Origin of the sequence: Pseudomonas sp. 15A4 (assembly GCF_016925575.1) — a bacterium.
Lineage (GTDB): Bacteria > Pseudomonadota > Gammaproteobacteria > Pseudomonadales > Pseudomonadaceae > Aquipseudomonas.
The window spans coordinates 4,526,108-4,547,274 of record NZ_CP068986.1; the positions used below are offsets into that span (position 1 = coordinate 4,526,108).

Consider the following 21,167-nt stretch of genomic DNA (forward strand, 5'->3'; position numbering starts at 1 on the left):
CAGGATGCCAAAGGCGTTAAAGGACTATTGCATAGCAGCCGTCATTGTCTGCCTTGGCTTCGATACCCAGGCAGGCCCGCTGACGCCCGAACGCTACACGCTGCTGAGCCGCTCCAACCCGGCGCACATGGACGTGACGCTGGACCGCGCCCAGTGGCAATGGGTGCGCAACAAACGCGAGCTGGTGGTCGGCACCTCCGCGCCGGACTATCCGCCGTTCGACATGACCCTGACCGGGCGTGACTATGAAGGCTTTACCGCCGATTACGTCGGCATCCTCGGACGTGTGCTTGACCTGCCGGTGAAGGTACTGCGTTTCGCCAGCCGCGACGAAGCGATTCAGGCGCTGAGCAGGGGCGAAATCGACCTGCTGGGCAGCGCCAATGGCTACGAAGCGGCGTCGCGCGGGATCATGCTGTCCACGCCTTACGCCGTTGACCAGCCCGTCCTGGTGACCCGCGCCGGAGAGGCGCGACCACTGAACGGCGACCTCAACGGCTTGCGCCTGAGCATGGTTTATCACTACCTGCCCCCCGACGAAATTGCCGCGCTTTATCCCAAGGCGCGCCTGCAAACCTTTCCCTCATTTCAGAGCGCGATCAACGCCGTGGCGTTCAACCAGGCTGACGTGTTTCTGGGCGACACGATTTCCACCCATTACGTGATCAACAAGGGCTATCTGAATAACGTGCAGATGGCCAATTTCGGCAAGCATGAGGCGAACGGTTTCAGCTTCGCCGTAGAGGCTACCAACCCCGTGCTGCTGGACATCGTCAACCGGGTGCTCAAAGGCATTCCGGTTGAAGAGCGCATCGCCATCTCCAAACGCTGGGGCGCTGGCAGTGACCTGATGCTCACCGACCAGAAGCTGCAGCTCAATCAGCGGGAAGAACGCTGGATCGCTCAGCATCCGACCGTTCGCGTGGTGTTCAACGAGGCCTATGCACCGCTGACTTTTTTGACGGGGCCGGTAATTTCAGCGGTGTCACCGCCGATTTGCTCGAACTCATTCGTCTGCGCACCGGGCTTACCTTTCAGGTGAGCCACGCCGCCAGCATGAACGACATGACCAACCAGCTGAGCCAGGGCCAGGCCGACCTGATCGGCGCGATGATCCCCAGCGAGGAGCGGCAGAATCGCTTCAATTTCAGCCGGCCCTACATGGACAACGTGTTCGTACTGGTCACGCGCAAGGAACCTCGGCGCCCTCCAATCTCGATCAACTGGACGGCAAGCGGGTGGCCCTGGCCCTCAGCAGCCCGATCCTGCCCTTCCTGCGCGAGCAGCACCCGGGCATCTATCCGGTGGAGGTCGACAACCCCGCCCAAGCCCTGGACCTGCTTGCCCACGGGCGGACAGAGGGCGCCATCACCTCATTGTTCAGCGCCAGTTATTTCCTTTCCTCCCGGGCGCTGAACGACACGCTGCAGATGCGCGTCACCGTCGGGCAGGAACCGGCGCGCATCGCCATGGCCACGTCACGTAATGCGACCGAGCTGACCTCGATCATCGACAAGGCGCTGTCGAGCATCGCCCCGGAGGACCTGGCGGCCATCAACAACCGCTGGCGCACCTACACGCCGCCGAGCAGTGGCGCCTGGCACGACTATCAATTGTTGATCTACCAGATCATCGGCGGCGCCAGCCTATTGCTGCTGGGCTCGCTGGCCTGGAATGCCTGGATGCGTCGGCAGATCAAACAGCGCGAGCGGGCCGAGCGGGCGCTCAACGATCAGTTCGAATTCATGAGCGCGCTGGTGAACGGCACGCCGCATCCCATCTATGTCCGCGACCGCGACGGCCTGCTGAAAATGTGCAACGAGAGTTACCTCGCCGCGTTTGCCGCTCGCCGCGAGGAAGTGATCGGACAAAGCATTCTGGACGGTGTACTGAGCGACACCGAAGAGGCCCTGGGCTACGTCGAGGATTACAAGCGTGTCATGGCCGAAAACGAGCCGCTGATTCTCGACCGCTCGCTGCACATCGGCGGCCGCGAGTTGACGATCTACCATTGGATCCTGCCGTTCCGCGACTCCCTCGGCAAAGTGCAAGGCATCATCGGCGGCTGGATCGACATCAGCGAACGGCGGCAATTGATCGAGCAACTGCAGACGGCCAAGGACCTCGCCGATGATGCCAACCGCGCGAAAAGCACCTTCCTGGCAACCATGAGCCACGAGATCCGCACGCCGATGAACGCGGTCATCGGCATGCTCGAACTGGCCCTGAAGCGCGCCGACCACGGCCACCTGGACCGCCCGGCCATCGAAGTGGCCTACAGCTCGGCGAAGGATCTGCTGGAGCTGATCGGCGACATTCTCGACATCGCCCGCATTGAGTCAGGCCGTTTGAGCCTGAGTCCCGAGCGCGCCAACCTGCGCCAGCTGGTCGAATCCGTGGTGCGGGTGTTCGACGGCCTGGCCCGGCAAAAAGCCTCACGCTGGCGCTGGATCTGGACGCGCGGACCAACACGGATGTGCTGATCGACCCGCTGCGCTTCAAGCAGATTCTCTCCAATCTCATCAGCAATGCCATCAAGTTCACCGAACTGGGTCAGGTCAAGATCACCCTTCAGACGGAAGCCGGCCGCAACCCGCAGCAAATGCGCGTGCAGGTGGTGATTCACGACAGCGGCATCGGGATCACCGAGCAGGACCAGCAGCGGCTGTTTGCGCCCTTTGCTCAGGTGGACCAGTCAGGGCAACTGGCGCGAACCGGCGCCGGCCTTGGCCTGGTGATCTGTCGCAGCCTGTGCGAAATGATGGGCGGACACCTGACGTTGAGCAGCCGTCCCGGGGATGGCACGCGGATCGAGATGACCTTCGAGTTCACCACCCTCGAGCCGCTGGATGCAAAAAGCGTCGCCCGTGAAGCCGCGCCGCACGCGTCAGCCCAATTGCACATCCTGATCGTCGACGATCACCCGGCGAACCGTTTGTTGCTATTCGAGCAACTGTGCTTTCTCGGGCATCGCTGCGACATGGCGGTACAGGGCGCCGAAGCCCTGGAGCGGTGGCAGGCTGAGCGATTCGATCTGGTCATCGCCGATTGCAACATGCCGGTCATGAACGGCTACGACCTGACCCGAGCCCTCCGCCGGCTGGAGCAAAGCGAGGCACGTCCGCGCTGCACCGTGCTGGGCTACACCGCCAATGCCCAGCCGGAGGAAAAGCAACGCTGCCAGGATGCCGGCATGGATGACTGCCTGTTCAAACCCATCAGCCTGACGGCACTGAACGACCGCCTCAGCAAAGTCATGCCGCTGCGGGCTGCGTCGACGCAAGGCGCGGTGATTGCGGTGGCGACTGGGACCGCTAAACCGCCGCAGGAAGTGTTCGACCCGCTCACCATCGAAGCGCTGACCGGTGGCAGGGCCGACATGAATGCGCGGCTGCTCGATCAACTTATCGACAGCATTCGCCAGGATCGCGCCGAGCTGAATGCCAGCACGCTCCCGGAGCAGTTGAAAGACATCGGCCACAAGGTCCGCGGCGCGGCGAATATTATTTCCGCGACGGCTGTCATCGAAGCGTGCGAAGCGCTGGAAGCTGTCTGTGAAGCCGAAGCACCGGACGCCACTGTCGGCGAACGGCAGTCAGCACTTGATGCCGCGCTGGGAGTTCTGGAGCAGGCCTTGGTGGCTTACCGTGGGAAGACGCCAGCGCCAAAGGCGAGGCCGCTGGCATGAGGCTGATTCCAATGAGCGCTGCTGATTTTCAGGCTTTTGCTGCCCGTTCGGTCGCCGGGTACGCCAGGGACATTGTTCGCACCTACGGGCTGCCTGAAGTGCTGGCCTTCGAAAGCGCCAGCGCTGACTTCAATGACCTGGTGGCGGATGGCCTGGAGACAGAGGGGCATTACTTCTACTGCTTATGCACCCATGAAGGCGTTGAGGTGGGCAGCCTGTGGCTAGGCGTGGTGGAGGATCAGCCGCTGCCGGCTAAAGTGTTCATCTATGACCTGGAGATTCATCAAGCCTTCAGACGTCAGGGCCTGGGCCGGCAAGCACTGCGCGCCGTCGAATCGTGGGGCGTCGAGCGCGGCATTCGGCGCCTGGAGTTGAATGTCTTCGCTGACAACCATGGGGCGCGCAAGCTGTACGAAATGTCGGGGCTGGCTGTCAGTGAAGTGACCATGGGCAAGGATTTCTAGTCTGCCAGCATGCGTTGGCGGTCACGCCGACGCGGTAGCAGAATCAACGCTGCCGTACGGCGCCAGGTGCTCGCTCAGGTATTTCAGTAAAATGCTCACCTTCGGCAGCGCCTCCTGGTTTTCAACCAGACCAGGTTCATGGGCAGTCCGTCAGTGGCGAGTTCCGGCAGCACTTCCACCAGCCGCCCTTCGTTGAGATGGGTCTGCACCAGCCAGGTTGGCAACTGTGCGATGCCATGCCCGGCCAGCGTGGCCGACACTTCACCCTCGCCGTCCCCCACCGCAATACGCGGATGAATGACCCGCCGCTCCTGATCCCCCGGCACGCGCCCGCGAAAGTACCAGGGCTGCACCTGCCCGTCGGACTGGCCGTAGGCGATGCAATGATGATCTTCGAGATCAGCGTCAGTTTCAGGCCGACCGTGTTCGGCGATGTAACTCGGTGCGGCACAGAACACCAGTCGCTGGGCGCCAATGAACCGGTGCCCCAGCCCCGCCGCCCAGGCATCACGTCCGCCGATCCTCACTACGATATCGATGCCTTCATGCACCGGATCGATGAACCGGTCGGAGAAGGAAATGTGCGGTTGCAGCAGCGGGTACTCCCTGACGAAATTGAGAATCAGCGGCAACACATGGAGGCGCCCGTAAGAGGCGGGCAAATCAATTCGAACCCGCCCATGGGGTTCATGCCGCTCCGACGCGAGCGCCAATTCAGCTTCTTCGAGGTCAGCCAGCACGCCGCTGCAGGTGGCGTAGAACTTCACACCGGCCTCGGTGAGGGCCAAGCGGCGTGTGGTGCGATTGAACAGGCGCTGGCCCAATCGCTGCTCCAGCCGGGCGATGCTTTTGCTGACCGCCGACGGCGTCAGGTTCAGCTTCAGCGCGGCGCTGGCGAAGCTGCCGAAATCGGCCACGGCCACAAACACGTCAATGCCCTTGAGCCGCTCGGATGAGAACATCGCGATCACCACTGATGAACTGAATTCGCGATAGTAAGTCATTTATGTCGCGGATGAGAACGCAAATCTCCAATAGGCTATGGCTACGTCTCTTGGAGCTTCCTCTATGCAACCTACACACTCGGCAACGGCGTCCGCGCCGGATGCCACCTCTCGATCAGGTGTTCAGATCCTGATCATGGCGGTCGCTGCTTTTATCATCGTCACTACCGAATTCCTGATCGTCGGACTGCTTCCGGCCATGGCCAAGGACCTCGGTGTATCGATCGCCGTGGCTGGCCAGGTGGTGACACTGTTCGCCTTTACCGTGATGTTGTTCGGGCCGTTCCTCACCGCAAAACTCGCCGGCGTGGAACGCAAAAAGCTGTTTACCATCATCCTGCTGGTGTTCGCGGCCTCCAACGTGCTGGCAGCGCTTTCCACCAACATCTGGGTCATGGCCCTCGCCCGCTTCATCCCGGCGCTCGGTTTGCCCGTCTTCTGGGGCACCGCCAGCGAAACCGCCGGGCAACTGGCAGCGCCCGGCAAATCGGGTCAGGCCGTGTCGCGGGTGTACCTGGGCATCTCCGCCGCCCTCGTATTCGGCGTGCCGCTGGGCACCGTCGCCGCCGACACCCTCGGCTGGCGCGGCAGCTTCTGGGTGCTGGCCGTCATCTCGCTGGTGATCGCCATCCTGATGCAACTGTGCATGCCCACCTTGCCTTCCTCGCCTGCCAAGCACGGCGCAAAGCAGACTGACATCCTGAAACAGCCGCGTTTTCTCGCCCACGTGTTGCTGTCAGTGCTGGCGTTCACCGCCATGTTCACGGCCTACACCTACCTGGCCGATATCCTCCAGACCCTGGCTGACGTTCCGACCAACCAAGTGGGCTGGTGGCTGATGGGCTTCGGCGCTGTGGGCATGATCGGCAACCAATGGGGCGGCGCGTTGGTTGATCGCAGCCCGCTGGGGGCCATGGTCCTGTTTTTGGTGATTCTGAGTGTCGGCATGGCCGCTGCCATTCCCCTTGCCACCAACCACGTCTGGCTGATTGCCGCGCTGGTGCTGTGGGGCGTGGCGTACACCGCGCTGTTCCCGGTGTGCCAGGTGCGGGTCATGCAAGCCGGCGCCAAGGCACAGGCACTGGCCGCGACCATGAACATCTCGGCGGCTAACGCCGGGATTGGTCTGGGTGCGATTTTTGGCGGCCTGGGGATTGGACACCTCGGACTCGGGTCGTTGGGATGGATTGCGACCGGGATTGCGGCCCTGGCGATTGTGGTTGCGCTGCTGATGATGCGTAAACGCTGAGGGCTGATGGGGGACTGATTTATTGACACGCTTCATCGCAAATCAATCTGTCCCCTTTCTCGCTTTATCGTCGCTCACCCCAGGCAGCGACGAAGCAGGCACCGCCGGGACGAAGCTGGTAGACTGCGCCCCGAAATTACTTAAGAGGAACGCTTCATGGCCACTAACCGCTCCCGCCGTCTGCGCAAAAAACTCTGTGTCGACGAGTTCCAGGAATTGGGCTTCGAGCTGAAGCTTGGCTTCAAAGAAGACCTGGATGACGAGGCCATCGACGCCTTCCTCGACGCTTTCCTGACCGAGGCCATGGACGCTAACGGTCTGGACTACGTCGGCGGCGACGATTTCGGCCTGGTTTGCCTGGCGAACCGTGGTTCGGTCAGCGAAGAGCAACGTGCTGCTGTCGAAGCATGGCTCAAAGGCCGTAGCGAGCTGACTGAAGTTGAAGTCAGCCCTCTGCAGGACGCCTGGTACCCGGAAAAGCCGATCAACGCGGCTGTCTGATCAGCGGGCGGGCCTTCCCGCCAAGCTGATACCCTCAAAAAAGCCATCCTCAGGGATGGTTTTTTTGTGCCTGAAATTCAAGGCTTGGCGTTTCTCGCCCCAGCAAACCTCAGCCAGATCTGCGGAATTAAACAGCCGAGTCCCCTAAAGCGCCCGACCCACCCGCAAAAATCACGGTTTAACGTGACTTTGAAGGGACAAGCGCAAAAAATAGCGCCGTTTGACGGCAGCGCCCCGGCGCAAGTCACGAAAGCTTGGGGCATAATGCCGCTTTACCGAAACGCCAGTGTCACGCCCTGTCATCGGGCATTTCTGGTGGCTCGTTCACCGTGCGAGGGAATTCACCCCCTCTTCATCTCCGCATTTGCTGCAGTAGGGTTTATTGAATGATCAAGTCTTTGCGTCCGCTATTTATTGCCACCCTGCTTTTGCCCCTCTCGTTCTCCATCGCCGCCGCCCCCATCAACACCGCCCTGCCGCCCAAGGTTCAGGAAGCACTTAAAGCCAGCAAGCTGCAGAACGATGCACTGTCGCTGGTGATGCTGCCGGTCAGCGGCCCCGGTACCCCGACTGTTTTCAACGCCGACGTGTCGGTCAACCCGGCCTCGACCATGAAGCTGGTCACCACCTACGCCGCTTTGGAAATGCTCGGCCCGACCCACCAATGGAAAACCGAGTTTTATACCGACGGCACCCTCAGCAACGGCGTTCTGCGTGGCAACCTGTACCTCAAAGGCGGCGGCGATCCCAAGCTGAACATGGAACGCCTGTGGCTGCTGATGCGCGACCTGCGGGCCAACGGCGTGCAGCAGGTGACCGGCGATCTGGTGCTGGATCGCAGCCATTTCGTACAACCGCAACTGCCGGTGTTCGACGACGATGGCAACGACAAGAACAAGCCGTTCCTGGTGCGCCCCGACTCCTTGATGGTCAACCTCAAGGCACTGCGTTTCGTCACCCGCAACGACGACGGCAGGATTCTGGTTTCAGTGGAGCCGCCCATCGCCGCCATCCACATCAACAACCAGGTGAAGGCGCTGTCGTCCAGCAAGTGCACCGGTGACGTGCTGTACAACCCGGTGCCGGCAGCCGATGGCGGCATCACCGTCACGGTGTCCGGTCAGTTGGGCGACGGCTGTAATTCCCAGACGTATCTGTCGCTGCTCGACCACCCGACCTACACCGCCGGCGCCGTGCGCGCCATCTGGCAGGAACTGGGCGGGACGATTCTCGGCAAAGACCGGCTGGACGTGACGCCGGGCAGCGCCAAGCTGCTGGCCAAGGCCTTTTCGCCGGACCTGGCGGAGATCATCCGCGACATCAACAAATTCAGTAACAACACCATGGCCCAACAGCTGTTCCTGAGCCTGGGGTCGGAGTTCCGTAACGAGGCAGACGGTGACGACGCGAAAGCCGCGCAACGTGTCGTGCGCCAATGGCTGGCGAAGAAAGGCATCATCGCGACGCACCTGGTGATGGAAAACGGTTCAGGCCTGTCCCGCGCCGAACGGGTCAGCGCGCGGGAAATGGCGCAGATGCTCCAGGCCGCGTGGAACAGCCCGTTTCAAGCCGAGTTCATGAGTTCGCTGCCGCTGGCGGGCATGGACGGCACGATGCGCAAACGTCTGAAACGTACGGCGCTGCGCGGTGAAGCCCACATCAAGACCGGCACCTTGAACACCGTACGGGCTATTTCCGGGTTCAGCCGCGACAGCAATGGCAACACCTGGGTGGTGGTCGCGATCCTCAACGACCCGCGTCCGTGGGGTGCGTCTTCGGTACTGGATGAAGTGCTGGTCAGCCTGTACAACCAGCCAAAACTGGCAAACACGTCCATTTCGCTTCAGCAGTAATGGCCTGCGCCGGGCTGTGCGAAGTCGTTCGATGACATGCGCACAGCCCGGCCGCCAATCCTTGCATACCCGTTCTGCCTACCAGCTCTGGCCCAACCCCAACAAACCGAGAATCTGCTTGCGCAGGTCGACCAGATACGGGTCGTCACGGTGCCGTGGATAGGGACGATTGATGGTCAGCTCGGCCTTGATCTGCGCGGGCCGGTCACTGAAGACAATGACGCGGTTGGCGAGCAGCAATGCCTCTTCGACATCGTGGGTGACCAGCAGCGCCGTGTAACCCTGGCGCTGCCACAGATCGATCAACTCCTGCTGCATGGCGATCCGGGTCAGCGAATCAAGCTTGCCCAGCGGCTCATCGAGAATCAGCAGCCGCGGCTCGTTGACCAGCGCCCGGGCCAGCGCGACTCGCTGCGCCATGCCGCCCGACAACTGTCGCGGATAGGCCCGCGCGAATTGACTCAAGCCGACCTTCGCCAGCGCCTCATCGACTTTGCCCTTGGTGGTTTTGAGCAGGCGCCGGGCTTCCAGCCCGAGGGCAACGTTGTCCCACACCGGACGCCACGGGTACAGGGTCGGGTCCTGAAACACCACCACCCGAGTGGGATCCGGTCCGGTGATCGCAGCGCCGTCCGCGGTAAGGCTCCCGCTGTCCGCACCTTCCAACCCCGCGACCAACCGCAGGAGGGTAGATTTGCCGCAACCGGAAGGGCCCAACAGGGCAACAAATTCCCCCGGTTCAATCTCCAGCGACACCCGTTCCAGCACCGGCAATTTATGCCCTTCGAGGGAGAAACCGTGGCTCAGATTATCAATGCGCAGCGCCAGGCCACGACTCGGCTCTGCGCTTGCCGCTCTGGCTGCATTCACCATTTCATTGCTCCTTCCTGCCAGGCCAGCAGACGGTCACGAATCAGAAACAGCGCCGAGATAAGGCCCGAACACGCCAGCGCCATGATCAACAACGCCGCGTACATGTTGGCGTACGCCGCCCAGCCTTGGGCCCATTGCAGGTACCAGCCGATGCCGGACTTCACGCCCATCATTTCGGCCACTACCAAGGTCGAGAACGAGGCGCCGAGGCCCATGAACAAGCCGACGAAAACGTGAGGCAGCGCTGCTGGAATCGCCACCTTGAAAATCAGAAATCCCTGCTTTGCACCCAAGGTACGGGCCACGTCGTAGTAGGCCTTGTCCACACTCGACACCCCTGACCACGTCAGCACCGTCACCGGGAACCAGGTCGCCAGAGCAATGAGAAACACACTGGCGCTCCAGCTGCTGGGAAACAGGAAGAAGCACAGCGGCAACAACGCGGTGGACGGGACCGGGCCGAGAATTCTCAACACCGGGTGCAGCCAGTAGCCGATGCTGCGCGACCAGCCGATGGCGACGCCGGCGATGAACCCCGTCAGCGCACCCACTGCAACCCCGCTCCCCAGCAGAATGGCCGAATGAAACAGGCTGTCGGCCAGGCGCGGCCAGTCTTCGACATAGACGTCCAGTAACGCTTGGGGCGGCGCGAAAAACGGCACCGGCAACACGCCGAATTTGGCGGTGAGCAGCTCCCAGATCGTGAGCAGAATCGGCAGCGCGATCAGCCAGGGCCCGAGTGTGTGCGTATGCGCGACAACGCGCTGAGACCAGCGCCCCGCCACCACCGCCAACAGGATCAGCCCGGTCATGATCAGGCACAGATTCGCCAGGCCCTGGGTCATCGGCCAGAGACGAGTGGCGTTGGGCAGATACACGATCAACAGCGCCGCCACGAACCAGACCACAGCCGCCACCACACCCTGCAGCCAGAATATTCTTGCAGAGGGTTTCGACCGTTCGAGTTCAACAACCAGATCAACTGAAGACATCGGCCGTAATCTCCGCAGCAAAGGCGTTGGCATCGGTGCTTTGACGGATGACCTCGACGGTTTTCAGATCACGCACGTAGGTGGCGATCTCCGCAGTCAACGCCGCGCCGACGGCATGATGGCCATGGGTATGATCGTGAAGGATGGCGACGACTTCTTCGGTCGTGGTGTTCAGCGCGTAGGCCTGGAATCCCTTGGCCACCTCCTCCGGATGCTTGACCGAATAATCGTGAGCTTCAAGAATCGCCTGCGTCAGCGCGGCCACCACACGTCTGTCGTCCCGCGCCAGGTTGCCGGTCACGCCCACCACGCAGCAGCTCAGGTTGGCGTAGTCCTCCACCAGGTTGGACGACAGCTCGCGGGCCTTGCCGGCGTTGATCAATCGGTACATGAACGGGTCGCTGCCGCTGACCGCCTGCACCTCCCCACGCTCCAGCGCCGTACCCAGCAGGTCGGCCGGATACAGGCGCCACTCGACGTCGCGCACCGGGTCGACGCCATGTTTCTTGAGCAGGATGGAAAAGAAGTTGCGGTCCGGGCTGGCCATGTCGGTCACGCCGATGGCCTTGCCTTTGAGGTCTTCGAGGGTCTTCACGTTGCCACTGGCCGCCGTGAGCAAACGCAGGCAACCGCCGTGGGTTCCGGCCGTCAACTTGACATCAAAACCTTGCTCCAGCGCTTTCAGCCATCGCAATGCCATGCCGATCCCGGCGTCGGCCTTCCCCGTTGCGATGGCTTCCAGCAGCACCTCTGTTGAATTCCCGAAATTGACCAGCTCGACGTCCAGATTGTGCTTCTTGAAGAAGCCCTGCCCGTGGGCGATGACCACGGGTGCCAGGCACACGGCGTTCAAGTTGATCGCGAGCTTCAATGCCCTGGGCTGATCGAGTTTGATGAACTCCCCCGTGCCCGCAGCCTGGCTCGCCCCGTCACTGGCGTCGGTGCCATGCCCGGCATGCTCCGCGTGTTCGTCCGCTGCCCAGACGCCGCGCGGCACTGACAGCAGAAGTGGTGACGCCAGCGCGGCGCCGGCAAGGCCCAGCACCCGCCGACGGCTCAGTTGATCGAAAACGGCCATGGTGTTCCCTTACCCGGTGAGTGAAATGGTCGTCGCCGAACGAGAATTTTAATAACCAAATCCTGGGGTTTCGCCGACTGCTTAAAACATTAGCACCGACCTTTTAATTAATTAAATTCATTTTTGTTCTATATGACTATGCAAATAGTCTATCTATCGAAGGGACTGTTATGCACCCCCGGCAACGTCAACGCCTCTAGTGGGTGCGTGCTGACGGCAATGTCATGCATCACCTCGTGCACTACCGCTATGCTGCGTGCTCGACCCATCACCGGATTCGCACCGCCCATGAAGACCTCCAGATCCCAGACCGTCCGCCACGGCCTCCTCCTATCGGGATTGCTCAGCGCACTGCTATCGGCAGCCCTGCCAGCCCACGCCGAAGACGGCAAACCCACCCGCGTGCGCGGCGCCATCACCGCGGTCGAGGGCGACGCGTTGAAGATTCACAGCAATCGTGGTGAGGACTTGCAGATCGTGCTGACCCCTGACACCCAGATTCGCGGCGTCACGTTGGCGCAGGTGTCTGAAATCAAACCGGGCAGCTACATCGGCTCCGCCGCGGTGCCGCTGCCGGACGGTTCGTTGAAGGCGCTGGAGGTGCATGTGTTCCCGCCGGAAATGGCGGGCACGGGGATGGCCATCGGGCCTTTGACCTGACGCCGGACAGCACGATGACCAACGGATCGGTCGGCGACCTGGTCGCCAGTAATGGCCGCACCATCACGGTGAATTACAAGGGCGGGCAGAAGAAGATCGTCATCCCTGATGACGTGCCGATCGTCAACCTGATGCCAGGCGATCGCAGCTTGCTCAAGCCCGGTGTGAAGGTGGTGCTGCAGGCGCAGAAAGGTTCGGACAACGCGCTGACGGCGCTGTCGATTTCTGCGGGGGAAAATGGCGTTGCTCCGCCGATGTGAAGCAGGCCACCATGAAGCGGCCAATGTGCAGGGCTTGTAGCGTTCAAAACCTGCGTGGCGCCGATAGATGAAACAGCACCGGTCAGCACGCGCAGGTCAGTGAATGCAGGGCTGATTCAGAGACAGGTCGCGAGCACCGCGCCACGCTGCTCAATGGCCTTCGCGCCGGGCTTTGCGTAGAAATTGACCTTGGTCATGCCCGCCTTGCCAGCGACGTCGGCGAAATACTCGCCTTCGGTGGTATAGACCGTGAACGCGCCAGGGTCACCTTTGGCCATGAACACGTCGGCCACGTCACCGAACAGTTGCACGTTGGCCCACGTGACCTTGATGCACTCGGCAACGGCGACTGCTGGTTTCTGGCTGGTGTAAACCTGCGCCGGCCCTGCCGAGCGCGTCTGATTCAAGCTCATGCAGCCCGTTAACCCACCCGATAACAGGAGCAGCGCCACAGCGCCCGCCCAACGTTTCATGCCAGTCCCGTTCATCAAGCGCCCTCTTCCTTAAAAAGGAGGGATGTTACCAGCAACGTCAAGCGAGCCCCATGGCTAAGCCGTCTGAGCGCTTAATCATCCAGCCCGGCAGGTGGTGCAGCAGGAGCGGCCTTGCCGGGCTTGGCCGGTTTGCCCGACTGGGTGGCGGCCTTCGGCTCGGCGACCGGCGCAGGCGGAGCAGCGGCGGCCGCTTCTTTCTCGGCCATCGGCATCTGGTCGATGGTGCTGAAAATGTCCTTCGGATCGATGGGACCGTTGTGAGTCATTTTCTTCTCACCGTCCTTGCCCACCAGAATCACCTGCGCCTGCTTTTCTGTCTGAGCGCCAAGCTTGAGTTCGCGGATCAGGGCCATGGTGGCCTGGGCATCAAGGTCTTTTCCGTTACGCTGCCCCACGGTATTGATGATGGTGTAAAGCACCATGTCGCGCTTGGCGAATCCTTCCTTGTTGGCGGGTTCGTCCAGATTTTTCTTAAGACTCACCAGCGTCGGGTCGACCGAACTCGACGCGATAACGATCAGTGGACGGGTCTTGCCGCGCTCCTGAGAAAGTGGGCCATCACCGTCGGCAGCCAGCAAGGGGCTCGACACGGCGAACAAAACGGCAAGGGTCAACGACCGGCTAAACATACACATCTCCTCTGGTTTTCCATGCACTGATGATCGCGCATCATGGGAAAAGGTCCAGACGGTAGCGGGAAAAAAACCGGATTTATTTCGCGGCGCGCAGAGGCTCGCGGGTATCAAATGGGGTCAAAACGTCCGGCCATAGGGGCTGAGGCGGGATCTAGGAAGGCTGGTCTGACGAGGGAATTTCAGGCAATAAAAAAGGGCGAATCTTTCGATTCGCCCTTTTTTGTCACCGCCCAGCAGAGCGGATTTGTTTGGTAGGCGCGATTGGACTCGAACCAACGACCCCCACCATGTCAAGGTGGTGCTCTAACCAACTGAGCTACGTGCCTGCTGTGGGTCGGCATTCTACGGATATTCAAATGGCTGTCAACGTCTTTTTGGGCAGTAAGCCTATGAATATGCAAATTATTTAGGCCCGGCGCCAACACCTGTAGATCGACGTCATAGACAGCACGTTAGCCCTCCTCTGCTGCTACGACCTCGGCGTGACGGGTCTCCATGACTGCGAGATTGAAAGGCATGTGCCGCTTGTCGCCGTAATGGCACTACTGCCGAACTCCAGATGCCGAATGAGTAAGGAATAACGACACGGAGATCACCCGATGAACAGACCACTTGCTGCACTCATGCTCGGCTGCGCCCTGACCTGCACCTCCCTCGCAGCGCTGGCGGGCGCGACATCGCCAGACATGGGTCCGCCACCGTCACAGACCGGCATCGACCCGCGCGTCCAGGGCAGTGATGCCGCTCGCCAAGGCGCCGATGTGGACACGCAAACCAAGAAGGGCATCAGCATTGGCGGCGGTACGTCCATGAGCAATGGCACCGGCAATAACAACGATGCCGACCTGCCCGGTGGCGACACCACCAATGGTGGCGGTAGCAAAGGCTCGGGTTCGTCGAGCGCGGGCGGCGCAGGCGGTTGAAGCCTCTCGTACATCTTAGAAATGAAAGGGCGCTTGAACAGCGCCCTTTTCGTGCCTGGATGTCGTGGCTGGCCGTGGTGTTTTGATATAGTGCGCAGCCGCCGCGCCTGAACCAGGGTCTCGGGACCGGGCGTCATCAACAGTGGAGAGCGGCACCGTGGGCATGAAGAAATCAGCGCTGGAACTCAAGCGTGACCTGAGTACGATTGCGGCGAATCTGGAGAGTACCGCAGGGGAAATCAGCCGACTGGCCGAACGGGTCAACGATGTGGACGTGGTCGCGGTGCTGCACTTGATGAATCAGCAGTACAAGGACGCTGACCGCCTGCGCGCCTACGTGGACGAGATCAGAGCGGGCCGCATTACTCGCGCCAAGGCCGAGTGACGAGGGCGGCAGATGACCGAACTCCTAAGGTATTCAGACATGCATAAGCAAAAAAGGGTGACCCTCTCGGGCCACCCTTTTTCGTTACCGCCCAGCAGAGCGGATTTGTTTGGTAGGCGCGATTGGACTCGAACCAACGACCCCCACCATGTCAAGGTGGTGCTCTAACCAACTGAGCTACGTGCCTGCTGTGGGGCGGCATTCTACCGGGAATCGAATTGCTGTCAACGTCGATTCATCCCTAAGCCTCTGAATGCCCAAGCTATTTGCGCCGACGGGAGCGAATAGGATCGAGTGCATGCCTCAACAACCGGCGCCTCGCCAGCGCCAGTAGCGCTTCCAACCTGCGACCTCGGCTGGTCGGCCAATTTCATCTCAGGTAGGATCCGCCCATTCGTAAAAAATATAAAACAGGGCTTCCAGGATGACGAACACGCCATACCCCCACTCCTACTACGCCGCTTCCGCCAATCCGGTTCCGGTTCGGCCTCGGCTTCAAGGGGACGTCGAAACCGACGTGGTCATCATCGGTGCAGGTTACACCGGCTTGTCGAGCGCGCTGTTTCTCCTCGAACACGGCTTCAAGGTCACGGTACTGGAAGCCGCTAAAGTCGGTTTCGGCGCCTCGGGCCGTAACGGCGGGCAGATCGTCAACAGTTACAGCCGCGACATCGACACCATCGAAAAGACCGTCGGGCCCAGGGAGGCACAACTGCTCGGCCACATGGCTTTCGAAGGCGCGCAGATCATTCGTGACCGAGTCGCCAAGTACCAGATCCAGTGTGACCTGAAAGACGGCGGCGTTTTTGCGGCGATCACCCCTAAGCAGATGAGCCATCTGGAATCGCAAAAACGTCTCTGGGAACGCTACGGCCACACGCAGCTTGAGCTGATGGACCAGCGTCGCATCCGTGAAGTGGTGGCGTGCGACCAGTACATCGGCGGCCTGCTCGACATGAGCGGCGGTCACATCCACCCGCTGAACCTGGCGCTGGGCGAAGCGGCGGCAGTCGAGTCGCTGGGTGGGGTCATTTACGAACAGTCGGCGGCAACCCGCATTGATCGCGGTGCCAGCCCGGTGGTGCACACCGCCGAGGGCAAGGTTCGGGCGAAGTTCGTCATCGTCGCGGGCAATGCCTATATGGGCAACCTGGTGCCGGAACTGGCGGCCAAATCGATGCCCTGCGGCACTCAGGTCATCACCACCGAACCTCTCAGCGAAGAACTGGCGAGCACGTTGCTGCCTCAGGATTACTGCGTCGAGGACTGTAACTACTTGCTGGACTACTACCGGCTTTCAGCCGACAAACGTCTGATCTTCGGCGGCGGCGTGGTGTACGGCGCGCGCGATCCAGCCAACATCGAAGCCATCATCCGGCCGAAGATGCTCAAGGCGTTTCCGCAACTGAAAGACGTGAGGATTGATTACGCCTGGACCGGAAACTTCCTGCTGACCTTGTCGCGGTTGCCGCAAGTCGGGCGACTGGGGGACAACATTTACTATTCCCAAGGGTGCAGCGGCCACGGTGTGACCTACACCCACCTGGCGGGCAAAGTGCTGGCCGAAGCGTTGCGCGGACAGGCAGAACGTTTCGACGCCTTCGCCGGCCTGCCCCATTACCCGTTCCCAGGCGGGCAACTATTGCGTACGCCGCTGACGGCATTGGGTGCCTGGTATTACAGCCTGCGGGACAAGCTGGGGTTCTGAGTTTGCAGCTCCACCAGTGATCATTAGCCCTGTAGGAGCCGGCTTGCTGGCGAACCGAAAGTAGCCAGCTTGCATCCTGGTAGCTGAGCAGCTGCGTTTGCCAGCAAGCCGGCTCCTTGTACAGAAACAAATCTCAGTATCCGACGAGAATTTATCGCTGATTAAAGTCAGCGACTTACCTTAGCGTTCAGCGCCTTGACCGCCTCGCCCGCCGCCTGTTCCTGCCCGGCCTGGGCCAGATCATTGGCGGCTTTCAACCAGCGTTCACGGTCCACCGGCACCGGGACTTGTCGTGGCCCCTGGATCAGTACGGCCCAGTTGCCGGCGTCATTCCAGTCCGAAGTAAACGAATCAAAGCTCGTCGTCACGCGCCCCGGCCCGGTGTAGATCAGCACCGTACGCTTGTTCTGATCGAACCCGACCAGCACGCCGTAGCGCTGCTCTTTCCAGAACATGGAACCGTCCGAGAACCGCACCATGACCGGATAACCCGCCGACACCTGGGCCAGCAGATCAGGCAGACCAGGGTCGACGGGGTACACCACAAACCCGTATTCCCGGGCCAGGTCCAACATGCTGCGGTCGAGCCTGTCTTCGGCGCCCGGCAGTTTCAGCGGTTTTTCCAGAAGGCCCGGCGTGGTCTGTACGCCATGCACGGTCAGCATACTGGCCAGCGCGAACGGCGCGCTCTGATAATCCTTGCCCCGGAACGACGGCACTGCGTTGATTTCCACCCGGTCAGGCAGCGTCTTGTACATCGGCGGGTAGCCGGGCTTCCAGTTATGGGAATTCGAGCAGCCTGCCAAGACCAGCACGGCCGCAAGCGCCAGCCATTTGCGTCGACCTGCAACGCTATCCAATCGCGTCAATGCCCGCACGTTCTTCACCCACTTGACTGATGGCGAGGGATCACGAGATCCGGCCGGAAGGCTGATGATAGAGCCGCCACTGGTTGCGGTATAGCCCGAAACGCTGTCAACGCGAGTGGATAGAACAAAACGGTCACGAGATTCTTACCACCGGTCAATTTTTAGCAACAACAGGGAGACTAGACTGTCGGTTACTAAGAGACGAAGAGAAGAGCCGGAGGAAGCCATGAGCCTCGGAATGACCATTGTGATGTTGATCGCTGCCTGGATGGCCGTTGCGTCCGCCATGTTGTGGGGGTGATGCGGATCTCGCGTCGCCATCATCCGCATTATCGGGAAACCGAAGCCGCGAAGTCCGTAGAGCGTGCACAACGCAAGATCCGTCATGCCACAGCGCACTGATACCGCTGTGGACTGATCAATCACCGTACAAATGAAAACGGTCGGTAATGGCATCCCATTCCCGACCGTTTTTTATTGCCCTGCATTTGACTGCTTCGCGGTTCCTGCTCCGCCCTCAACGCCAGGCGGAGCCTACTTCAGTGTCAGACCTTCTGGCCCTGCGCTTCAGCGTCCAGACGGCGCTGGCGGGACCGACGAACCAGCATGTTGAGCACTTCGATCAGGGCCGAGAACGCCATGGCGGTGTATACGTAGCCTTTCGGGACGTGGGCGCCGAAGCCTTCGGCGATCAGGGTCATGCCGATCATGATCAGGAAGCCCAGGGCCAGCATCACCACGGTGGGGTTATCGTTGATGAACTTGGCGAGGGGTTCCGACGCCACCAGCATGACGACCACGGCAGCAATCACGGCGATCACCATGATAGGCAAGTGCTCGGTCATGCCAACGGCGGTGACGATACTGTCGATTGAGAACACTAGGTCGAGCATCAGGATCTGCCCGATAGCGGCAGCCATGCCCAGGGTGACGGTGTTCGACGCGGCTTTCTCGGCTTCGCTTTTGATGTCGACGCTGTGATGGATCTCAGTGGTAGCTTTCCAGACCAGGAACAGGCCGCCGGCAATCAGGATCATGTCCTTCCAGGAGAACGTCTGGCCGAACACCTCGACCACCGGCGCGGTCAGCTGGACAATCCACGCCACGGTGGTCAGCAGGCCCAGACGCAGGATCAGCGCCATGCTGATACCGATCCGGCGCGCCTTGGTGCGCTGATGAACCGGCAATTTGTTGGTAAGAATCGAGATGAAGATAAGGTTGTCGATACCGAGCACGATTTCCATGACGACCAGTGTCGCCAGAGCGATCCACGCCGTTGGGCTTGCGGCCAGTTCCAGAAGGTATTCCATATAAGCGAGTGTCCAGAATCAGTTCAGGGGTTAGGACGGCATTCTAGGGACGGAAACACTTCAGTAAAATTCGTATTTTTCAGGCGTATACTTCGATTTTCCCGAAGTGACGTCCCCCATGCTCAATTATCGACAGCTGCATTATTTCTGGGTTGTGGCCAAGACCGGCAGTATTGTCCGGGCCTGCGAGCAATTGAACCTCACGCCACAGACCATCAGCGGGCAAATCAGCCTGCTGGAGCAGACCTACGGCGTCGAGCTGTTCAAGCGTGTCGGCCGCCAACTGGAACTGACCGAAACCGGCCGCGTCGCCCTGCCCTACGCCGAACAGATGTTCCAGCTGGGTGGCGAGCTGGAAGCGGTTCTGCGCGCGCAACCGGACGAACAGCAAATCCTCTTTCGCGTCGGGGTCGCCGACGTCGTGCCCAAATCCATTGTCTATCGGCTCATCGCGCCGAGCATGGCCCTCAACGAGCTGGTGCGCATCAGTTGCCGGGAAGACCAGCTCGAACGCTTGTTGGCCGACCTCGCGATTCAGCGCCTGGACCTGGTGATTTCCGACAGCCCGATGCCCTCTCATCTGGACATTAAAGGCTATAGCCAGAAGCTGGGCGAATGCGGCGTGAGTTTTTTGCCACCCGCGCCCTCGCCGCCCTGTACGGCGAGAACTTCCCCCACGGCATGCAAGGGGCGCCGCTGCTGGTGCCGGGCCAGCAGACGGTGGTGCGCAGCCGCCTGATGCGCTGGTTCGCTGAGCAGAATGTCCAGCCGAAGATCGTCGGGGAGTTCGACGACAGCGCCCTGATGAAGGCCTTCGGCAAGTCCGGCAGCGGGATTTTCATTGCGCCGAGCGTGATCGCCGATGAAGTGATCGAGCAATACGACGTCGAGCTGATCGGCCATACCGACGCCGTGACCGAGTCGTTCTACGCGATCTCGGTCGAGCGCAAGGTCAAGCACCCCGGCATCGTTGCGATCACCGAGGGGGCACGCCGCCAGTTATTTCCGGATTAGGCGTTGCAGGCTGCCGGGTGTGGGCGGACTGTCATCAGCAGCAGGGCCAGCAGGATCGACAGCAGGATAATCCCGGCCGCCGCGAAGCCCAGGCTGCCAAGGCCCAGATGATCGATCACCCGGCCGCCAATGATCGCGCCAATGCCGATGCCCAGATTGGCCCCGGCGATATTCAGCGATGCGGCAAAGGCCGGCGCCTGGGGCGCGGCTTTCATCAGCCGCACGTGGCTGACCAGAAACAGCGCCGCCTGGGTCGCGCCCCACACCGCCAGCGCCAGGGCCAGAGCAGGCAGGGAGTGCATGCTCGGCACGACCATGACCATGCCGCCGATCATGAACGTGCAGAAGGTCAGGCTGGCGATCAGCGGATGGCGATCCACCAGCCGCCCGCCCAGTGAATTGCCCAACAGACCCACCGCACCGAAGCCCATCAGACACCAGCCGACCACGGTGCCGTTGAAACCGGCGAGGCGCTCGAGCATGTCCGCCAGGTAGGTATAGGCCGTGAACATGCCGCTGAACACCAGCACCGACAGCAGCACATGGCCCTGCATCAACGGGCTGCGCAGAATACGGAACTGGCTACGGAACGAGGCCTGATCCTTGTGCACGCTATGGGGCAAATAGATGAACAGCAGCAGCGCCTTGGCGAAGGCCACCACCGAGAGGATGGCGAAGGCACTGCGCCAGCCGATGGCGTCCGAGATCAAGGTGCCAACGGGGATGCCGAATACCGTGGCGCAGACGATGCCGAAGCCGATCTTGGCGATCGCACGGCCGGCATGATCAGGGCCGACGATGTCCACGGCGGTTTCGCTGGCCAGGGCCCAGAACACCGGCAACCCGAGGGCCGGGATCAGCCGCGCCGCCGCCATGACCCAAATGTTGGGCGCCAGCGCGGCAACGGCGTTGGAGACGCCGAACATGATCAGCACCGCAATGAACAGGCGCTTGCGCTCGAAGCGCGAAAAATACGCCGTCAGGAACGGGCCGAAGCAGGCCACGGTGAAGGCGAACAGCGTGACCAGCAAGCCGGCCTGAGGGATGGTGACAGCCAGGTCGCGGGCGATGGCGGGCAACAGGCCGACGATGACGAACTCTGTGGTCAGCACGGTAAAACCGGCGGCCGAGAGTAGGTAGATGGGGAAAAACATGAAATCTCCAGAACGACGAAACGACCGGTCCTTGCGGAGCGGTCGATCGGATG

The 21,167-nt window shown here is 61.2% G+C and carries 15 protein-coding genes, 2 tRNA genes and 4 pseudogenes; 10 read left to right on the top strand and 11 right to left on the bottom strand.

Annotated features, from left to right (window positions below):
* Positions 1 to 4: 4 nt before the first annotated feature.
* Together JN403_RS20045 and JN403_RS20050 are read left to right on the top strand one after the other, a co-directional pair.
* Positions 5 to 3,688, top strand: a pseudogene (locus tag JN403_RS20045) (transporter substrate-binding domain-containing protein).
* Positions 3,685 to 4,152, top strand: a complete 468-nt coding sequence (locus tag JN403_RS20050; RefSeq protein WP_205484005.1) for a GNAT family N-acetyltransferase — start codon at positions 3,685 to 3,687, stop codon at positions 4,150 to 4,152. The pseudogene JN403_RS20045 and the gene JN403_RS20050 overlap by 4 nt, the downstream one beginning before the upstream one ends.
* A gap of 21 nt (positions 4,153 to 4,173) precedes the next feature.
* Here the strand turns inward: JN403_RS20050 and JN403_RS20055 are convergent.
* Positions 4,174 to 5,114: pseudogene (locus tag JN403_RS20055) on the bottom strand (LysR substrate-binding domain-containing protein).
* A gap of 106 nt (positions 5,115 to 5,220) precedes the next feature.
* On the opposite strand from JN403_RS20055, the gene JN403_RS20060 reads away from it, so the two are divergent.
* The 3 genes from JN403_RS20060 (at position 5,221) to dacB (ending at position 8,759) form a co-directional block, all read left to right on the top strand.
* A complete protein-coding gene (locus tag JN403_RS20060; RefSeq protein ID WP_122538179.1) occupies positions 5,221 to 6,405 on the top strand; it encodes an MFS transporter in 1,185 nt (394 codons plus the stop codon).
* A gap of 156 nt (positions 6,406 to 6,561) precedes the next feature.
* Complete coding sequence (locus JN403_RS20065) at positions 6,562 to 6,906, top strand: YggL family protein (RefSeq protein ID WP_065988787.1); 345 nt, start codon at positions 6,562 to 6,564, stop codon at positions 6,904 to 6,906.
* Positions 6,907 to 7,292: 386 nt separating this feature from the next.
* Complete coding sequence (gene dacB, locus JN403_RS20070; protein WP_205484006.1) at positions 7,293 to 8,759, top strand: D-alanyl-D-alanine carboxypeptidase/D-alanyl-D-alanine-endopeptidase; 1,467 nt, start codon at positions 7,293 to 7,295, stop codon at positions 8,757 to 8,759.
* A gap of 78 nt (positions 8,760 to 8,837) precedes the next feature.
* Here the strand turns inward: dacB and JN403_RS20075 are convergent, their stop codons facing one another.
* Genes JN403_RS20075 through JN403_RS20085 form a run of 3 tightly spaced genes read right to left on the bottom strand, consistent with a single transcriptional unit; the run spans position 8,838 to position 11,702 of the window.
* Positions 8,838 to 9,632, bottom strand: a complete 795-nt coding sequence (locus JN403_RS20075; RefSeq protein WP_205484007.1) for an ABC transporter ATP-binding protein — start codon at positions 9,630 to 9,632, stop codon at positions 8,838 to 8,840.
* Positions 9,626 to 10,624 carry an ABC transporter permease subunit gene (locus JN403_RS20080; RefSeq protein ID WP_205484008.1) on the bottom strand — a complete coding sequence of 333 codons (999 nt, stop codon included), beginning with the start codon at positions 10,622 to 10,624 and terminating at the stop codon, positions 9,626 to 9,628. Before JN403_RS20080 ends, JN403_RS20075 begins: the two co-directional genes overlap by 7 nt.
* Entirely contained in the window at positions 10,611 to 11,702 is a 1,092-nt protein-coding gene (locus JN403_RS20085; protein ID WP_205484009.1) for an ABC transporter substrate-binding protein, read from the bottom strand. Before JN403_RS20085 ends, JN403_RS20080 begins: the two co-directional genes overlap by 14 nt.
* A 288-nt stretch (positions 11,703 to 11,990) precedes the next feature.
* Between JN403_RS20085 and JN403_RS20090 the strand changes: the two are divergent.
* A pseudogene (locus tag JN403_RS20090) lies at positions 11,991 to 12,622 on the top strand (DUF5666 domain-containing protein).
* A gap of 116 nt (positions 12,623 to 12,738) precedes the next feature.
* Here the strand turns inward: JN403_RS20090 and JN403_RS20095 are convergent.
* The 3 genes from JN403_RS20095 to JN403_RS20105 all read right to left on the bottom strand — a co-directional run bounded on the left by JN403_RS20095 (position 12,739) and on the right by JN403_RS20105 (position 14,077).
* Positions 12,739 to 13,035, bottom strand: a complete 297-nt coding sequence (locus JN403_RS20095; protein ID WP_240356690.1) for a 2-oxoacid ferredoxin oxidoreductase — start codon at positions 13,033 to 13,035, stop codon at positions 12,739 to 12,741.
* Between the two features lie 152 nt (positions 13,036 to 13,187).
* Positions 13,188 to 13,745 (bottom strand): DUF4174 domain-containing protein, encoded by a 558-nt coding sequence (locus tag JN403_RS20100; protein WP_172611700.1) that lies wholly within the window; start codon positions 13,743 to 13,745, stop codon positions 13,188 to 13,190.
* A gap of 255 nt (positions 13,746 to 14,000) precedes the next feature.
* Positions 14,001 to 14,077 (bottom strand) — tRNA-Val (locus tag JN403_RS20105).
* 273 nt (positions 14,078 to 14,350) lie between these two features.
* On the opposite strand from JN403_RS20105, the gene JN403_RS20110 reads away from it, so the two are divergent.
* On the top strand, positions 14,351 to 14,674 hold the full coding sequence (locus JN403_RS20110; RefSeq protein WP_240356692.1) for a hypothetical protein: 324 nt from the start codon (positions 14,351 to 14,353) through the stop codon (positions 14,672 to 14,674).
* Positions 14,675 to 14,831: 157 nt separating this feature from the next.
* Positions 14,832 to 15,059 carry a hypothetical protein gene (locus tag JN403_RS20115; protein ID WP_122538163.1) on the top strand — a complete coding sequence of 76 codons (228 nt, stop codon included), beginning with the start codon at positions 14,832 to 14,834 and terminating at the stop codon, positions 15,057 to 15,059.
* A 110-nt stretch (positions 15,060 to 15,169) separates the two neighbouring features.
* On the opposite strand, the gene JN403_RS20120 is transcribed toward JN403_RS20115, so the two are convergent.
* Positions 15,170 to 15,246 (bottom strand) — tRNA-Val (locus tag JN403_RS20120).
* Positions 15,247 to 15,483: 237 nt separating this feature from the next.
* Between JN403_RS20120 and JN403_RS20125 the strand changes: the two genes are divergently transcribed.
* Positions 15,484 to 16,767 (top strand): FAD-binding oxidoreductase, encoded by a 1,284-nt coding sequence (locus JN403_RS20125; RefSeq protein ID WP_205484010.1) that lies wholly within the window; start codon positions 15,484 to 15,486, stop codon positions 16,765 to 16,767.
* A gap of 167 nt (positions 16,768 to 16,934) precedes the next feature.
* On the opposite strand, the gene JN403_RS20130 is transcribed toward JN403_RS20125, so the two are convergent.
* Both JN403_RS20130 and JN403_RS20135 read right to left on the bottom strand, forming a co-directional pair.
* The gene (locus tag JN403_RS20130; protein ID WP_240356696.1) at positions 16,935 to 17,636 is read right to left on the bottom strand and encodes a peptidase C39 family protein; all 702 of its coding nucleotides are present in this window, start codon (positions 17,634 to 17,636) and stop codon (positions 16,935 to 16,937) included.
* Between the two features lie 545 nt (positions 17,637 to 18,181).
* Complete coding sequence (locus tag JN403_RS20135) at positions 18,182 to 18,946, bottom strand: TerC family protein (protein WP_122538159.1); 765 nt, start codon at positions 18,944 to 18,946, stop codon at positions 18,182 to 18,184.
* 118 nt (positions 18,947 to 19,064) lie between these two features.
* Between JN403_RS20135 and nhaR the strand changes: the two are divergent.
* A pseudogene (nhaR, locus tag JN403_RS20140) lies at positions 19,065 to 19,960 on the top strand (transcriptional activator NhaR).
* Here the strand turns inward: nhaR and JN403_RS20145 are convergent.
* Positions 19,957 to 21,114 carry an MFS transporter gene (locus JN403_RS20145; RefSeq protein ID WP_205484012.1) on the bottom strand — a complete coding sequence of 386 codons (1,158 nt, stop codon included), beginning with the start codon at positions 21,112 to 21,114 and terminating at the stop codon, positions 19,957 to 19,959. The pseudogene nhaR and the gene JN403_RS20145 overlap by 4 nt on opposite strands.
* Between the last annotated feature and the right edge of the window lie 53 nt (positions 21,115 to 21,167).

What these genes read in the sequence shown, in the direction of transcription:
- JN403_RS20050 (WP_205484005.1), top strand. Translation starts at nt 3,685, where the DNA reads ATGAGGCTGATTCCAATGAGCGCTGCTGATTTTCAGGCTTTTGCTGCC.
- JN403_RS20060 (WP_122538179.1), top strand. Translation starts at nt 5,221, where the DNA reads ATGCAACCTACACACTCGGCAACGGCGTCCGCGCCGGATGCCACCTCT.
- JN403_RS20065 (WP_065988787.1), top strand. Translation starts at nt 6,562, where the DNA reads ATGGCCACTAACCGCTCCCGCCGTCTGCGCAAAAAACTCTGTGTCGAC.
- dacB (WP_205484006.1), top strand. Translation starts at nt 7,293, where the DNA reads ATGATCAAGTCTTTGCGTCCGCTATTTATTGCCACCCTGCTTTTGCCC.
- JN403_RS20075 (WP_205484007.1), bottom strand. Translation starts at nt 9,632, where the DNA reads ATGGTGAATGCAGCCAGAGCGGCAAGCGCAGAGCCGAGTCGTGGCCTG.
- JN403_RS20080 (WP_205484008.1), bottom strand. Translation starts at nt 10,624, where the DNA reads ATGTCTTCAGTTGATCTGGTTGTTGAACTCGAACGGTCGAAACCCTCT.
- JN403_RS20085 (WP_205484009.1), bottom strand. Translation starts at nt 11,702, where the DNA reads ATGGCCGTTTTCGATCAACTGAGCCGTCGGCGGGTGCTGGGCCTTGCC.
- JN403_RS20095 (WP_240356690.1), bottom strand. Translation starts at nt 13,035, where the DNA reads ATGAGCTTGAATCAGACGCGCTCGGCAGGGCCGGCGCAGGTTTACACC.
- JN403_RS20100 (WP_172611700.1), bottom strand. Translation starts at nt 13,745, where the DNA reads ATGTTTAGCCGGTCGTTGACCCTTGCCGTTTTGTTCGCCGTGTCGAGC.
- JN403_RS20110 (WP_240356692.1), top strand. Translation starts at nt 14,351, where the DNA reads ATGAACAGACCACTTGCTGCACTCATGCTCGGCTGCGCCCTGACCTGC.
- JN403_RS20125 (WP_205484010.1), top strand. Translation starts at nt 15,484, where the DNA reads ATGACGAACACGCCATACCCCCACTCCTACTACGCCGCTTCCGCCAAT.
- JN403_RS20135 (WP_122538159.1), bottom strand. Translation starts at nt 18,946, where the DNA reads ATGGAATACCTTCTGGAACTGGCCGCAAGCCCAACGGCGTGGATCGCT.
- JN403_RS20145 (WP_205484012.1), bottom strand. Translation starts at nt 21,114, where the DNA reads ATGTTTTTCCCCATCTACCTACTCTCGGCCGCCGGTTTTACCGTGCTG.